Source organism: Streptomyces longisporoflavus (genome assembly GCF_014649775.1).
Lineage (GTDB): Bacteria > Actinomycetota > Actinomycetes > Streptomycetales > Streptomycetaceae > Streptomyces > Streptomyces longisporoflavus.
This window is the reverse complement of the sequence record NZ_BMTR01000014.1, coordinates 257,550-272,601: the sequence shown is the minus strand read 5'-3', so window position 1 is coordinate 272,601 and position 15,052 is coordinate 257,550. Positions and strand designations below refer to the sequence as shown.

General features: G+C 70.8%; 10 protein-coding genes and 1 tRNA gene. 2 read left to right on the top strand and 9 right to left on the bottom strand.

The window, feature by feature from the left end; translation table 11 throughout:
* Positions 1 to 14: 14 nt before the first annotated feature.
* A tRNA-Gly gene (locus IE226_RS27845) sits at positions 15 to 88 on the bottom strand.
* Between the two features lie 548 nt (positions 89 to 636).
* Here IE226_RS27845 and dcd point away from each other — a divergent pair.
* Both dcd and IE226_RS27835 read left to right on the top strand, forming a co-directional pair.
* Positions 637 to 1,212, top strand: a complete 576-nt coding sequence (dcd, locus tag IE226_RS27840; RefSeq protein WP_190084137.1) for a dCTP deaminase — start codon at positions 637 to 639, stop codon at positions 1,210 to 1,212.
* 8 nt (positions 1,213 to 1,220) lie between these two features.
* The gene (locus IE226_RS27835) at positions 1,221 to 1,718 is read left to right on the top strand and encodes a phosphoribosyltransferase (protein ID WP_190084136.1); all 498 of its coding nucleotides are present in this window, start codon (positions 1,221 to 1,223) and stop codon (positions 1,716 to 1,718) included.
* Positions 1,719 to 1,799: 81 nt separating this feature from the next.
* Here the strand turns inward: IE226_RS27835 and IE226_RS27830 are convergent, their stop codons facing one another.
* From IE226_RS27830 to IE226_RS27795, 8 genes are all read right to left on the bottom strand, one after another.
* Positions 1,800 to 2,822 (bottom strand): Yip1 family protein, encoded by a 1,023-nt coding sequence (locus IE226_RS27830; RefSeq protein ID WP_190084135.1) that lies wholly within the window; start codon positions 2,820 to 2,822, stop codon positions 1,800 to 1,802.
* Between the two features lie 187 nt (positions 2,823 to 3,009).
* Positions 3,010 to 4,479 (bottom strand): FG-GAP and VCBS repeat-containing protein, encoded by a 1,470-nt coding sequence (locus IE226_RS27825; protein WP_190084134.1) that lies wholly within the window; start codon positions 4,477 to 4,479, stop codon positions 3,010 to 3,012.
* 161 nt (positions 4,480 to 4,640) lie between these two features.
* Entirely contained in the window at positions 4,641 to 6,092 is a 1,452-nt protein-coding gene (locus IE226_RS27820; RefSeq protein WP_190084133.1) for an FG-GAP-like repeat-containing protein, read from the bottom strand.
* Positions 6,093 to 6,109: 17 nt separating this feature from the next.
* Positions 6,110 to 7,561 (bottom strand): FG-GAP and VCBS repeat-containing protein, encoded by a 1,452-nt coding sequence (locus tag IE226_RS27815; RefSeq protein WP_190084132.1) that lies wholly within the window; start codon positions 7,559 to 7,561, stop codon positions 6,110 to 6,112.
* Positions 7,562 to 7,647: 86 nt separating this feature from the next.
* Positions 7,648 to 9,132 (bottom strand): FG-GAP repeat protein, encoded by a 1,485-nt coding sequence (locus IE226_RS27810; RefSeq protein WP_190084131.1) that lies wholly within the window; start codon positions 9,130 to 9,132, stop codon positions 7,648 to 7,650.
* Between the two features lie 265 nt (positions 9,133 to 9,397).
* Positions 9,398 to 10,771: an FG-GAP-like repeat-containing protein gene (locus IE226_RS27805; RefSeq protein ID WP_190084130.1), complete on the bottom strand. Its 1,374-nt coding sequence runs from the start codon at positions 10,769 to 10,771 to the stop codon at positions 9,398 to 9,400.
* 179 nt (positions 10,772 to 10,950) lie between these two features.
* Positions 10,951 to 12,282 carry an FG-GAP repeat domain-containing protein gene (locus IE226_RS27800; protein ID WP_190084129.1) on the bottom strand — a complete coding sequence of 444 codons (1,332 nt, stop codon included), beginning with the start codon at positions 12,280 to 12,282 and terminating at the stop codon, positions 10,951 to 10,953.
* Between the two features lie 228 nt (positions 12,283 to 12,510).
* Positions 12,511 to 14,796 (bottom strand): (Fe-S)-binding protein, encoded by a 2,286-nt coding sequence (locus tag IE226_RS27795; protein WP_190084128.1) that lies wholly within the window; start codon positions 14,794 to 14,796, stop codon positions 12,511 to 12,513.
* Between the last annotated feature and the right edge of the window lie 256 nt (positions 14,797 to 15,052).

Sequence of the window (15,052 nt, the reverse complement as noted above, 5' to 3'; positions counted from 1 at the left end):
CTGGGCCTCAAGTGTGGAGCGGGTGACGAGAATCGAACTCGCACTCTCAGCTTGGGAAGCTGATGTTCTACCACTAAACTACACCCGCGAAAGACGCCGCCTGTGACGGTGTCGTAACGTCGCACACTCTACCTCATCCCCGGCCCCGAGCGCTTTTGCGCCGGGGTCTTCGTGCTGTCCGGGGCGTGGATGGCTCTGCGGGGCGCGGGAGTTGGGGCGTACCGTGAAGGGCCGGAGTGCCGCCTGGAGGGGCGCCCCATTCGTCCCGTAATGTGGCCTCTCGTCGTCGGCTCGCTCGCGAGCGGAGTGCGGCGAGTTACGAGCTCAACTATGGCTTTGGGGAAGGGACTCGAGGACTTGATGGAGCGCACCGTCGTCCGATGTGCCGAAGGGCACGTGTTCAGCACTGCTTCGTTCCCGATGCAGAAGGCCGACCGGCTCGGACCCGGCCGCCTCATCCGCTGTCCGCGTTGCGCCCGGTTGCGGCATGCCGTGCCGGTCGCGTCGCAGAAGCAGTAGCGAGGGGCGCGGGGAGACGCGGCAAAGGACGCGGGGAAGGACAGGGAGAGCAGAGGACCGCAGCGCGCGGGGGCGTCCGATTGGGGCGGGCCCGCGCGCTCTGCGTATCCTCGGTGCGTGCTTCTCTCAGACAAGGACATCCGGGCCGAGATCGACGCCGGACGAGTACGGATCGATCCGTACGACGAATCCATGGTGCAGCCCTCAAGCATCGATGTGCGGCTCGACCGCTACTTCCGGGTGTTCGAGAACCACCGCTACCCCCACATCGACCCCTCCGTGGAGCAGGCAGACCTGACGCGGCTCGTCGAGCCCGAGGGCGACGAGCCGTTCATCCTGCACCCCGGAGAGTTCGTTCTCGCCTCCACGCACGAGGTCATCAGCCTGCCCGACGACCTCGCGAGCAGGCTGGAGGGGAAGTCCAGCCTGGGACGGCTCGGGCTTGTGACACATTCCACGGCCGGTTTCATCGACCCCGGCTTCTCCGGGCACGTGACGCTGGAGCTCTCCAATCTCGCGACACTGCCCATCAAGCTCTGGCCCGGCATGAAGATCGGCCAGCTGTGCATGTTCCGGCTGTCGTCGCCCGCCGAGGCGCCCTACGGCTCGGAGCGGTACGGATCGCGTTACCAAGGGCAGCGCGGGCCGACCGCCTCCCGTTCCTTCCTCAATTTCCATCGGACCCAGGTGTGACATCCAGCATGAGTGACGTGCGCGAGAACCTTACGTACGAGAAGTTCGGCGACGCGGTGCGTGAGCTCGCGCAGACCATCGCCGACGACGGGTACGAGCCCGACATCATCATCTCCATCGCCCGCGGTGGCGTCTTCGTCGCGGGCGGGCTCGCGTACGCGCTCGACTGCAAGAACATCCACCTGGTGAACGTCGAGTTCTACACGGGCGTCGGGACGACCCTGGAGATGCCCGTCATGCTCGCGCCCGTGCCGAACGCGATCGACTTCACCGACAAGAAGGTGCTGATCGCCGATGACGTCGCCGACACCGGCAAGACGCTGAAGCTCGTGCACGACTTCTGCCTCGACCACGTGGCGGAGGTGCGGTCCGCCGTCATCTACGAGAAGTCGCAGTCGCTCGTGAAGTGCGAGTACGTCTGGAAGCGCACCGACGACTGGATCAACTTCCCGTGGAGCGTCGAAGCTCCCGTCGTGAAGCGCGCCGGGCAGGTTCTCGACGCCTGAGCGAGCGGGTGCAGGTAGCGAGCAGCGGAGACGGGCCCCGGCGGAGTATCCGCCGGGGCCCGTCTCCGTTGCGCGTTGCCGCTAGAACGTGCCCAGCTTGATGATCGAGAGCAGCGCGAGCAGCTGGATGGCCGCCGCGCCGAGGGCCTTCGGCCACGGCAGGTCGTGCGACTTGCTCACCATCAGCGTGAGCAGCGCGCCCGCCGCGACCCAGGTGGCCCAGCCGAGCAGCTGGACGAAGGGCTGGCCGCCGCCGAGGAACATGGCGACGATCACGCGGGGCGCGTCCGTGATCGACATGATCAGCATGGAGAGGCCGACCGTCGGCTGCCAGGCGCCGTCGCCGCCGAGCTGGCGGGCGAGGGTGTGGGTGACCACGCCCAGAATGAACGCACTGATCGTGATCGCGACGGCGGTCGTCAGGACGTACGGGACGGCCGTCGAGATCGTGGCGTTGATGGCGTCCTCGCGGGCGCCGTCGAAGCCGAAGATCGCGAGCAGGCCGTAGAGGAACGTCACGACGACGGCCGGGCCCCACATCGCGTAGTCCCGCATCTGCAGGAAGGTCGGGCCTGGGCTCAGCACGATGCCGCGCAGCAGGTCCTTCCAGTGCAGGCGCGGGCCCACGGGCGCGGGGGCCTGGCCGGCGCGGTAGGTGTCGCCCTGGTTGTACGGGTCCTCGCCCACGGAGAAGGCCTGGGTGTGACCGGGGTTGTTGGCGGCGTACGGATCGAAGCCGCCCTGTCCGCCCTGGCCGCCCTGTCCGCCACGGCCGCCGCCCTGGCCCCCGTGCCCCGGGTCGCCGTGGCCGCCGCCGAAATACTCCGGCTCGCCGTGGTTGCCGTGGGCGCCGCCCGCCTGGGGCCACTGCTGCCCGCCGTATCCGCCCTGGCCGCCCCGTCCGCCGCCCTGGCCCTGACCGCCCTGGCCGTACGGCGGCTGACCGCCGTACTGCTGGGAGGGGGAGGGCGGCTGGGGGTAGCCGTACGGCGGCTGCTGGCCCTGGGGGGCCTGCTGTCCGTACGGCTCCTGCCGCGGTCGTTGTTGGGGGCGTGCTTGCGGGGTGCGGTTGTCCCGGCCGCGTCCGATCCTGAATCCAGCCACGAATCGAACGTACCTGGTCTGGAGGGCCGGGGTCGTCCGTCCTCGGGAGGAGAGCGGCTTTGCCGCTGACCTGTGACAACCCTTAGGGGGACCCTGAGGGGTTTCCCCGGGAGGCCCGGGGGCCCCGGGGGTTCCGGGGCCCCCGGTGCTGCTGGGGCCCGTCAGCGGCCGAGTACCGCGACCTTCGTCAGCGGCCGAGCACCGACCCGTACGCGTACGGGTTCAAGGAGGCGGGAAGGCCGAGGGAGTTCGGGGTGACGACCGAGCCGCCCGCCTTGGCGCCGGGCAGATCCCAGACGCCGCCCGCGGCGGAGTTCTCGCCGGGGGCGGCGACGGACAGGTCGGGGACGTTGTCGCCGTTGTGGTCTCCGAAGGCGAGCGCCGCCCCGAAGAGGTCGCCGGCCTGCGCGACGCCCAGGATGTCGGGGGAGTTCTGCTGGTACGCGACCGTGCCCGGGTTCGCCGCGCCCGCCGGGTCGAGCAGGCCCATCTCGCCGCCCTTCAGGACGGTGACACTGCCCGCCTTCGCCGCGCTGCCGATGGCCTCGCCGGGGGCGCCCGCGATCAGGTCGTCGTGGCCGTCGGCGTCGATGTCCGCCACGGCAAGGGCGTCACCGAAGCCGTCACCGGTCTCGGCGACGCCGGGCATGCCCGCGGTGTCCTGGTTGAACGTCTGCTGCTCCCAGCCGAAGCTGCCGTTGGCGTCGCCGAAGCGGACGTGGATGCCGCCGCCCTTGGCGAGCTTCTCCGGGCCGCACGGGTCGTCGATGTTCTCGTCGGCGATCTCGCGGCAGTTGCCGACGGCGAGGTCGTCGAAGCCGTCGCCGTTGAAGTCGCCGGAGGCGAGGGCGTTCGCGGCGCCGTTGGAGTTGTTCCAGAAGTTGCCCATGGAGCCCTCCTCCTTGTTCCAGCCGTAGAGGCGGAGGTGGGACTGGGTGTAGGGCTGGTTCTGCGTGTAGTAGCCGAGGGCGAGGTCGGGGCGCGCGTCGTTGTTGAAGTCGCCGGTCGTCATGACCGGGGCGCGGCCGCCCATGCGGTCGGCCATGACCGGCTGGGTGTCGGCGGCGAGCGGGTTGAAGTTGGCGACGACCTGGTCCTTGCCGCCGATGGCGAGGTCGACGTCCGTGTCACCGGTGAAGTCGGCGGCGGCGAGGGCGTTTCCGTACACGTCGCCGGACTTCGCGCCGCGGCCCGCCGTGTTGGCCAGGGCGAAGCCGTCGCCGGTGCCGTACAGGACGGTCACGGAGCCGGCGTCGGTCTTGGCGTCGATGTCCTCGCCGGGAGCACCGATCACCAGGTCCGCGTACTTGTCGTCGTCAATGTGCGCGGCGACGACGGAGCCGCCGAACCGGTCACCGGCCTCCGGGGTGCCGGGCACCTCGACGGTGGCCTGCGTGATCCGCCGCACGCCGTGCGGCCCGGGCCCGTACTCCCCGCCGAACACCACGCTGACGTACCCCGCCTTGGCCTCGCCGCCGACACTGCCGCTGGGCACCCCGACGAAGAGGTCGTCGTATCCGTCGCCGTTGAAGTCGGCGGTGAGGGGAGCGGGGGCGGGGGCGGCCGGTGCGGCGGTCGCGTTGGCCGCGAGGGGCAGGGTGAGGCCGGTGGCGGCGAGGGCTGTGGTGGCGACCAGGGCGAGGGCGCGTGTGCGCACGGGATCTCCAACTTGTAGTGAACGCGGGGTGGTGACCGGTGCCGGTACACATGTGACACGCGGATCGAGGAGAAGGTTGCGGAAGGCCCCTGCCAGGGGACGAGGAAGCCCCCTGACAGGAGGCGAGGAAGGCCCCCGTCAGGGAGCGAGGAAGTCCCCTGTCAGGGGGCGAGGACGTTTGCCCAGTAGGTGTCGCTCGATGTCGGCAGGCCCACCGAACCGGCCATCAGGCTGGTGGATCCGGACAGCGCCGGTCCCGATGCCGAGCCCTTGAAGGTCCAGACACCGCCCGTGTTCCGGGTGGCGCCCGGTGCGCGCTCGCCGGGAGTGCCGACGACCAGCTCCGGCTTGCCGTCCTTGGTGAGGTCGGCGAGGCGGACGGTCGTGCCGAAGGCGTCCTCGCGCTCAGCGGTGCCGGGTACGCCGGCGGAATCCTGCGTGATGCTGTACGAGCCCGCTCCGGTGGGCCCGGACGGACCGCCCGGCACGACCACGACACTGCCCGCGCGCTTGGCGGAACCCAGGGACTCGCCCGGCGCGCCCACGGCGATGTCCGCGTACCCGTCGCCGTCGACGTCGGCGACGCTCACGTCCGCGCCGAACAGGTCACCGTGCTCGGAGGAGCCGGGGACGCCGGGCGTGGACTGATGGACGAGGAGCGGCGCGGTGTCCGCGTCGACCCCCGAGGCGCTGCCGAGCCAGACGGCGACCTGGCCGCCCTCGTGTCCGGTGCCCTCCTGCGGGTGGCCTTCGATGGTGGTGTCGGCGCTGTCGCCGACCACGAGGTCGCCGTAGCCGTCGCCGTTGACGTCGCCGATGGCCGCGTTGTCGCCGTCGTGGGACAGCGGCGGTTCGTAGGAGCCGCCCGACCTGTTGACGTAGACGCCGCCGCTCGGGAAGTCGCCGAGCGGGACGGAGATCTCGACCTCGTCGGCCCGCTGGTCGCCGTTGAGATCACCGGTCACGAGCTTCGCCGCCGAAGGGCCCATGACCCGCTGGGATTTGGAGAAGGGCTTGCCCGCCCGGGTGACGGGTGCCCTGAACGTCCACACGGAGCAGCCGCCCGCGACCCGTACCTCCGCGTTCGGGTACGGCGTCTTGGCGACGGTGGCCAGGTCCGTGCCGTAGGCGCAGCCGACGCCGTCGGAGCCGTGGGTGGCGGGCAGGTTGGCCCCACCGGTCAAGCCGGACGCGGAGCCCCAGATCACGGTGACGGTGCCGAGGTTGCTCGTACCGTCCACGTCCTCGCCGGGTGCGCCGACGACCAGGTCGGCGTATCCGTCGAGGTCCAGGTCGGCGGAGGAGACCGATCCGCCGAAGCGGTCGGCGGTCTCCGGGGAGCCGGGGACGCCGGTGGTGGCCTGGGTCAGCAGCTTCTTCTTGGCGGCCGAGGGGCCGGAGGCCGAGCCGTAGAGGACCACGACGGAGCCCGCCTCCTCGCGCCCCGAGACGGTGGCCGAGGGCGCGGCGACCACGAGGTCGCGGTAGCCGTCGCCGTTGAAGTCGTCGGCGTGTTTCGCGGCGGCCGCGGTGGCGGTGGGGGCGGACAGGGACAGGGAAGCGAGGGTTGCGGCGGCCAGCGTGGTGACGGCGGCGGTGATGTGTCTGCGCATGGGTGGGTGTCTCCCGGTCAGCCCGCGAGGCTCGACCCGAAGGCCGAGTACTTCGTGGAGAGGCCCAGCTTGGAGGGGCCGAAGCTGGTGGACGTGGTCGTGGAGTAGAGCGAGTCCTTCGCCCCGGGCAGGTGCCAGACGGCGCCCGCGTCGTCGTTCTCCTGGGAGGCCGTCACCGTGAGGTCGGTGCGGCCGTCGGCGCCGATGTCCGAGGCGAGCAGGGTCGCGCCGAAGTTGTCGATGGACTCCGCGGCGCCGGGGACGCCGGGGCTGTCCTGGGTGAGGTTGAGCGCGCCGCTCGTGGTGAGCCCCGACGCGGCGCCGCGCAGGACGGTGATCGCGCCCGTGCTCAGGATGACGTCGGGCTCGGTGCCCAGGCTCTCGCCGGGGGCGCCGGCCGCGAGCTCCGCGCGGCCGTCGCCGTCGAGGTCGCCCACGGCCACGGACGCGCCGAAGTTGTCCCCGTACTCGGAGGAGCCGGGCACGCCCGCGCTGTTCTGCGTCAGGGTCGTACGGCGGGTGGCGCTCGGCCCGGAAGAGGTGCCGTAGATGACGCTGACCTCGCCGCCCTTGGACGCGGACGGCTCTTCGTCCGGCTCGCCGGGGTTGCCGAGGGCGATGTCGCCGTGGCCGTCGCCGTCGATGTCGCCGATGGCGGCCGTCGTGCCCGCTCGCAGGGCCGCGCCCTTGGTCAGGCCGGAGGCGGTGCCTTTGTAGTAGACGGCCGCCCCGAGGTGGTCGCTGTTGGTCTTGCGGCCGGTGACCACGAGGTCGGCTTTGGCATCGCCGTTCACCCGGCCCGCCGTCAGGGTCGGGCCTTCGAGCGGGGCGGCGTACGACGTGCGCGAGCCGGTCGAGCCGGACTTCGAGAAGGGGCCGCGGATCAGGCGGATCTTGAAGGGGTTGGTGCCGGTGTCGCCCTGCGCGGACACGGCGAGATCGGGCTTGCCGTCTCCCGTGAAGTCACCCGCGGCGAGGCCGAGTCCGAAGTAACTGCCGTGCAGCGGCTGCGGGTTGTCGACCGTGGTGCCGCCGGAGAGGCCCGACGACGAACCCCAGACGATCACCACCGTGCCGGAGTCCGGGTGGCTGCCCACCTTCTCGCGCGAGGAGGTGACGACGAGGTCGCTGTATCCGTCGCGGTTCAGGTCCGCCGTCGCGATCTGGTGGCCGAACTCGTCGTCCTTCTCGGCCTCGCCCGGTATGCCCGGCGAGTTCTGGCTGATGACCGTGCGGCGGGCCGGGTCCGGGCTGCCGGACGCCGTGCCGTACGCGACGGCGACGTGGCCCGCCCAGGACTTGCCGCCGACCGTGGCGGCCGGGGCGGAGATCGCCACGTCGCGGTGGCCGTCGCCGTTGAAGTCGCCCGAGAGACCGGACGGAGCGGCGGTGGCGGTGGCGGGCAGGGCGGTGAGCAGGCCCGCGGCGAGTGTCGCGGCAGGCAGGAGTACACGGGTGGGGTTGCGCATCAAGGCTCCGGGGGCATGGGCCGGGCCCGCACGGAGGGGTGCGGGCCCGGTGTTCTGGGAGGTACGGACGAGAGCGGCGGGGCGGGTCAGTCCGCGAAGTTGTTGCCGAGGCGCGGCGTGCCCGTGCCGGAGATGCCGACCGTGGACGTGTAGACGCCGGCCGTGCCCGCGAGGGTGCCGTCGGGGAGGGCGTCCAGGACGTAGAACGCGCCGTTGGAGCCGTTCTCGCCCGACGCGCCGACGGAGACATCGCCCCGGCCGTCCGCGTTCAGGTCGTCGATGTGGACGTCGGACCCGAAGAAGTCGTTCTGCTCGTTGGAGTTGGGGACGCCCGGGGAGTTCTGGCTGTAGAGCACCGAGCCGGCCGTGGAGAGGCCGGAGCCGTCCGCGGCGCCGTAGATGACGGTGATGGAGCCCGCGTCGGTGACGCCCTCCAGGTCCTCGCCGGGGGTGCTCGCGACCAGGTCGAGGTGGCCGTCGCCGTTGACGTCGCCGAGGTCGAGCTCGGCGCCGAAGGAGTCGCCCTTCTCGCTGCCGCCCGGGATGCCGGCCGTGTCCTGGGTGATGGCCTGGCTGTCGCCGTACGGGCCGTTGGCGTTGCCCTTGACGACGTACACCGTGCCGCCCTTGTTGGCGCCTTGGATGCCTTCGTCCCAGGTCAGGCCGATGATGACGTCGCCGTAGCCGTCGCCGTCCGTGTCGCCCACGTCGGTGATGTAGCCGGCGGGCAGGCGCTGGACGCCGTTGGTGGTGACGCCGTTCGCGCTGCCGGGCAGCCAGAGGTTGGCGTTGTAGTCGTCGGCGGTGGAGAAGCCGTCGACGAGCAGGTCGTCCTTGCCGTCGCCGTTGACGTCCCCGGAGTGCAGGTTGAAGGCGCCCGCGCCCTCGCCGCTGTGGATGGGCGGGAGCACGGTGTAGCGGCCGCCGGTGGCGCCGGTGCGCTTGATGCCGCCCTCGAAGATGTCGATGGTGGCCGCGCCCGAGGCGGCGGCTGCGGCGAGGTCGTCCTTGCCGTCGCCGTCGAAGTCGCCCGCCTGGAGGGGGCCGCCGAACCCGTCGTGCTTCGTGGGGCGCGGGTCCGTGATCGTGGAGCCGCCGGAGAGGCCGCTCGGGGAGCCCCACAGGACCTGGACGGTGCCGCCGTCCACGTCGCTGCCGACGTCCTCGCCGATGGCGCCGACGGCGAGGTCGTCGTAGCCGTCGCTGTCGAAGTCTCCGTACGCGGTGTCGGCGCCGAAGAAGTCGCCCTTCTCGGCGGTGCCGGGCACGCCCGCGCTGTTCTGGCTGTGGGTGACGTGGCGCTGCTCGGCGCCGCCGTACGTGACGACGACCTGGCCCGCCTTGTCCTTGCCGCCCACGTTGGCGTGCGGCGCGGAGGTGGCGAGGTCGGCGACGCCGTCGCCGTTGAAGTCGGCGTCGTCCGGCTGGGTGGCCGCGGCGGGCGCGGCGGTCGCCGTGGTGGCCGTGAGGGTGAGGAGTCCGCCCGTCAGTGCGGCGGCCGTGGCCGTGGCTGCCGCGAGGCGGCCGCGTCTGGATCGGGCGAGCGGGGAAGTGCGCTTGTGCTTGGCCATTTCCGTAGGTCTCCTGCTGCATGCGGGGATGCCTGGCGGACATCCGCAGTCGATGGGTGCCGGTGGGGCGTGTTTGCCGGGCCTTGGCCCTGGCGTCACGCCTTGTTGGCGAACGGGAGACTCCTGGAAGGGGGCAAGGGTTGTATGGGGGGCGGGTGTTGAGGGATTTGTGCGGGTTGTGCGTGGTGGGGAGGGGGTGCGGGGTGCCCGGGCCCGCGGACCCCGCCCCCGCACCCAGGCCCCCCACCGCACCTTCCCACCAACCTCAGCGAAGCGTCGTGCCGAAGCTAGTGCCGTCCAGGTCGAAGTCCGTGCCGTTGAACGAGGCCGCGTACGACGATGTCAGGCCCGTCGTCGTGCCGCGCAGGACCCATACGGCGCCGGCGTCCACCGTCGTGCCGATGTCCTCGCCGACGGCGCCGGTGGCCAGGTCCGCCTTGCCGTTCTTGTTGATGTCCTTGAGGCGGACGGACATGCCGAAGCTGTCGCCCGCCTCGGCGACGCCGGGTACGCCCGCGGTCTCCTGGTGCCAGGCCTTGCCCGAGGTGAACTTGCCCGCGGTGGAACGGAGGAGCGTCACGCTGCCCGTACCGCCCGCCGTGCCGACCTGCTCGCCGGGCGCGCCCACCGCGAGGTCCGCGAGGCCGTCGCCCGTGACGTCGCCCGCGGCCACGGACGCGCCGAAGCCGTCGTACGCCTCGTCGGCACCGGGGACGCCCGCACTGGTCTGGTCGTATGTCACCGGCGCGCCGAACTTCCCGTCGCCGCCGAACCGCACGGTCACCGAACCGCCCTTGCCGGCAGTGGAGTTACCGGTAATCAGGTCGTCGTAGCCGTCGCCGTTTACGTCACCGGCCGTGGCCGCGTCGCGCGTAGCCGTCCGGTCGCCGCCCTCGCCGAGAACCTCGGCCTGGTAGCCGTAGTCGCCCGCGCCGCCGTTCATGTGCGCGGTCCAGGCACCGCCGTCCGCGCGCTCGCCGTACAGGACGAGGCCGATGCCGTCCTCGCGCTTGAAGTTGCCCGCGACCATGCCGTCCAGATGGGCGCCCTCGGGGATGAAGTCGACCTCCAGGCCGTACGCGGTCCCCTGCGCGCCGGAGTAGTACCACCAGTTGTCGCCGCTGATCACGGCCAGCTGCGGCGCACCGTCGTCGTCGAAGTCGGTCCACGTGGTGGCCTCGCCGAAGCGGCCGGTCGTGTCCTCGGGGGCGTTGAGGACGTGGCCGCCGGCGGTGAAGGCGTTCCTGCCGCCCTTGATGACGGTGACCGAGCCGGACGGCTTGCCCTCGACCTGCTCACCGGGGGCGCCGATGATCAGGTCGGCGTAACCGTCCCCGTCCGTGTCGCCGCTGGTGATGTTCTCGCCGAACTCGTCCTCGGCCTCGGTGACTCCGGGCACCCCGGCCGTGTTCTGGGAGACGGTGACGGAACGGCTCCCGGAGACTCCGGAGGCCGAACCGAACGTGACCGTCACCGAGTTGGAGCGGGGCGTGCCGACCGCCAGGTCGCGGTAGCCGTCCCCGTTGTAGTCGTCCTTGAGGGTCGACGCGGCGCTCGCGGTGCCCGCGAGGGGCAGCGTGAGACCGGCCGCGGCGAGAGCCGCGACGCTCGCGGTGATGGCCAGGTTACGTACGCGCACGTGGGTCTCCCGGGAGTGGGGATCGCTGAGCGGGGATCGCTGAGCAGGGGTTGCTTCCGGGGGTGTGACAGGTGCGACGTACGAATGGTTGTGCCCCGCAGGTGCCCTGACACCAGCCCTGACACCAGCCCTGACACCAGCCCTGACACCAGCCCTTAGACCAGCCCTTAGACCAGCCCCTACACCCCGTCCCCCAGCGCCAGAAACTCCGCCGTGGAGAACGTGACCTGAGGCTTGCCCGAGACCAGGTCGCCCTGCACCCCCGGATACACGCCCACCGCGTCCTGCCCGTCCCCGCGATACGTCCGCAGCACGAGATCGGCCCGCTTGTCGCCGTTGAAGTCCGCGACGGCAAGGACCTGCGTGGTCCCCTTCGCGGACGGATTGACCAGCCTCGACGCGTTCCTGTCGAGCCCCGTCGTACGTCCCCTGAAGACCCGCACCTCGCCCGCGGCGCCCCCGCTGCCGCTGCCACTCCCGCTCATGACGAGCTCGCTCAGGCCGTCCCCGTCGAAGTCCCCCGCGTCCACGGACACGTTCTTCGCCTCCATCGAGGCGCGCTGGGTGCCGGGCACGTCGTAGCGCAGGGCGACGCCCTTCGGGCCCGCGATCGCCGCGTCCGTGCCCTTGCCCTTGCCGAAGCGCCCGAACGCCGTGTCCGTGCCCGCGGGGAAGAGCACCCCCGTCTCCGCGGGTCCCTTCGGGCCGCCGAGGACGAGGGCGCCCTCGGCTGCGCCCGACGCGCCGGCCGCCTTGCGGACCAGTACGTCGTCGTACCCGTCGCGGTCGACGTCGACGGCCTTGCCGGTGACGAGGTCGTTGCCGGGGGCGGCGAGCGGCTTGCCCGCCGGGCGCGGGGCACCGGTCCGCTTGAACGGGCCGCGCAGGAAGGTGAGGCGGGCGCCGCTCGCGTGCAGGACGAGGTCGTTCGCGCCGTCGCCGTCGAAGTCGCCGCACACCGGCTGGTCGGACCAGTCGTTGCCGATGCGGGACTGCTTGGGCACCTGCACCTTCACGGCCTTGCCCGACAGGCCCTTGGTTGAGCCGAAGAGGATCTGGAGCGGCACGGGCGGCTGGCCCTGCCCGTCGTACGGCGGGTCGGTGGAGACCAGGAGATCGGTAAACCCGTCCTTGTCGAGGTCGCAGGACGCCTCCGACTCAAAGGCCGCGGGCAACTCGCCCTTGGTCCGCGCGCCGTTCTCCCGCGCGCTCAGCAACTGCCGTGCTCCGGGGCGCAGTCCGCTGTCGGACCCGTACACGACGCCGATGCCCGCGTCGTCGCCGTGGCCGCTGTGCACCAGGTCGTCCAGTACGAGATCGGGGGCGCCGTCACCGTTGAAGTCGTCGTCGACCTTGCTGCCCTTGCCGCTCGGTACGGGCAGCTGGGCCGCGCCCTTGCCCGCCATGCTGACGGGCTTGTGCCGGACGTCGGGCTTTGCCGCGTCGTCGCCGCCCCCGCCCCCGCACCCGGCGAGCAGCAGCGCACAGCTGACGACGGCTGCCGTGCCCATGACACCCCTGCGCCTCACGACACCCCCGCGCCCCGCGACAGCACCGCGCCTCACGACATCACTCCGTCTGACTCCACGTGCCCCACGTATCCCGGCGTTCCGCATGCCTGTCTCCCGCCCCGACCGCCCCAGCCGACAACAACCAACACATGATGCCCCCCTTCCGCAGCACACGAAAGGCCGGTCCCGCCCCAAGGGCGGAACCGGCCTCACGTACGCCAGGAGCCGTTACTTCGCCGGCTCGGGTTCCGGCGCGTCCGCGGTCTCGGACTCGCCGGCGGGGTCCACCGGGGTCTTCACGGAGTCGAGCAGCAACTGCGCGACGTCCACGACCTGGAGGGACTCCTGCGCCTTGCCGTCGTTCTTCTTGCCGTTGACGGAGTCGGTGAGCATGACCAGGCAGAACGGGCAGGCGGTCGACACGATGTCGGGGTTGAGGCTGAGCGCCTCGTCGACCCGCTCCGTGTTGATGCGCTTGCCGATCCGCTCCTCCATCCACATCCGCGCGCCACCGGCACCGCAGCAGAAGCCGCGCTCCTTGTGGCGGTGCATCTCCTGCTGGCGCAGGCCCGGGACGGCGGACATGATCTCGCGCGGGGGCGTGTAGATCTTGTTGTGCCGGCCGAGGTAGCACGGGTCGTGGTAGGTGATGAGGCCCTCGACGGGGGTCACCGGGATCAGCTTGCCCTCGTCGATGAGGTGCTGGAGCAGCTGCGTGTGGTGGATGACCTCGTAGTCGCCGCCGAGCTGCGGGTACTCGTTGCCGAGTGTGTTGAGGCAGTGCGGGCAGGTGGCGACGATCTTCTTCGCCGTCTTCGGCTTGGCCGACTCCGGCGTGACCTTGCCGTCGTCGTCGAGTTCCTCGCCGAACGCCATGTTCAGCGCCATCACGTTCTCCTGGCCGAGCTGCTGGAACAGCGGCTCGTTGCCCAGGCGGCGTGCGGAGTCACCGGTGCACTTCTCGTCGCCGCCCATGATCGCGAACTTGACGCCCGCCATGTTGAGCAGCTCCGCGAAGGCCTTGGTGGTCTTCTTCGCGCGGTCCTCCAGGGAGCCCGCGCAGCCGACCCAGTAGAGGTACTCGACCTCGGTGAGGTCCTCGATGTCCTTGCCGACGACCGGCACCTCGAAGTCGAGCTCCTTGAGCCACTCAAGACGCTGCTTCTTGGCCAGGCCCCAGGGGTTGCCCTTCTTCTCCAGGTTCTTGAGCATCGTCCCGGCCTCGGACGGGAACGCGCTCTCGATCATCACCTGGTAGCGGCGCATGTCGACGATGTGGTCGATGTGCTCGATGTCCACCGGGCACTGCTCGACGCAGGCGCCGCAGCTGGTGCAGGACCACAGGACGTCGGGGTCGATGACGCCGTTCTCCTCGGCGGTGCCGATGAGGGGGCGCTCGGCCTCGGCGAGAGCGGCGGCGGGAACGTCCTTGAGCTGCTCCTCGGTCGCCTTCTCGTTGCCCTCCATGTCCTTGCCGCCGCCCGCGAGCAGGTACGGGGCCTTGGCGTGCGCGTGGTCGCGCAGCGACATGATCAGGAGCTTCGGGGAGAGCGGCTTGCCGGTGTTCCAGGCGGGGCACTGCGACTGGCAGCGACCGCACTCGGTGCACGTACTGAAGTCGAGGAGGCCCTTCCAGGAGAACTGCTCGACCTGGCTGACGCCGAAGACGTCGTCCTCGCCCGGGTCCTCCCAGTCGATCGGCTTGCCGCCGGACATCATCGGCTGGAGCTCGCCGAGGGTCGTGGAGCCGTCCGCCTCGCGCTTGAACCAGATGTTCGGGAAGGCGAGGAAACGGTGCCAGGCGACGCCCATGTTGGTGTTGAGCGCGACCACGATCATCCAGATGAACGAGGTGGCGATCTTCAGCATGGCGAAGAAGTACGTGAGGTTCTGCAGGGTGGAGAGGTCCATCCCGCCGAACCAGGACACGAAGGGGTACGAGATGAAGAACGAGGCCTCGTAGCTGTCCACGTGGTGCTGGGCACCCTCAAGGGCGTGCAGCGTGAAGATGCAGACGCCGACGATGAGGATGACGGCCTCGACGAAGTACGCCTGGCCCTTCTTGGAGCCCGCGAAGCGGGACTTGCGGCCCGGCTTGTTGTCGGGCTTGCTCAGCTGCCGGATGACGATCAGCGTCAGGATGCCGACGATCGTCATCGTGCCGATGAACTCGACGAACATGTTGTACGGGGCCCACTCGCCGATGATCGGCAGCATCCAGTCGGCCTTGAAGAGCTGGCCGATGGCGTTGACGATGGTCAGCAGGAGCGAGAAGAAGCCCACCGCCACGAACCAGTGCGCGACGCCGACGACGCCCCACCGGTTCATGCGGGTGTGGCCGAGGAACTCCCTGGCCACGGTGACGGTGCGCTGCACGGGCTGATCGGTGCGGGTACCTGCCGGGACGGACTGTCCGAGCCGCATGAACTGGTAGATCTGCACGATGGCACGGCCGAACAGCGCGACGCCGACCGCGATTAGGACCAGCGACACGATGATCGCGGCGAGTTGCATTTGGGGGCTCCTCGGGCCTGCGAGGCGAACTATTACTAAGCGGTAACTTATGCAGTCCGTCTGAGACTACCCACTTACTCAGCCGCACTGTAGCCAGCAGGGCGGTGATCTGCGTCGCTCAGGCAACCCTTGCCGCGTCGCGGGGCAGGGGCACCCCGCAGGGGTGCGGGGAACTGCGCGACCAGCCACGACGGACCGGCAGCCGAGGCCGTGCCCCCGTTTGGGGGACTCCGGGTTGCGCGTAAGACCGGGATAA

Coding starts and splice junctions, on each gene's coding strand:
- IE226_RS27835 (WP_190084136.1), top strand. CDS start 1,221: ATGAGTGACGTGCGCGAGAACCTTACGTACGAGAAGTTCGGCGACGCG.
- IE226_RS27820 (WP_190084133.1), bottom strand. CDS start 6,092: ATGCGCAGACACATCACCGCCGCCGTCACCACGCTGGCCGCCGCAACC.
- IE226_RS27815 (WP_190084132.1), bottom strand. CDS start 7,561: ATGCGCAACCCCACCCGTGTACTCCTGCCTGCCGCGACACTCGCCGCG.
- IE226_RS27810 (WP_190084131.1), bottom strand. CDS start 9,132: ATGGCCAAGCACAAGCGCACTTCCCCGCTCGCCCGATCCAGACGCGGC.
- IE226_RS27800 (WP_190084129.1), bottom strand. CDS start 12,282: ATGGGCACGGCAGCCGTCGTCAGCTGTGCGCTGCTGCTCGCCGGGTGC.
- IE226_RS27795 (WP_190084128.1), bottom strand. CDS start 14,796: ATGCAACTCGCCGCGATCATCGTGTCGCTGGTCCTAATCGCGGTCGGC.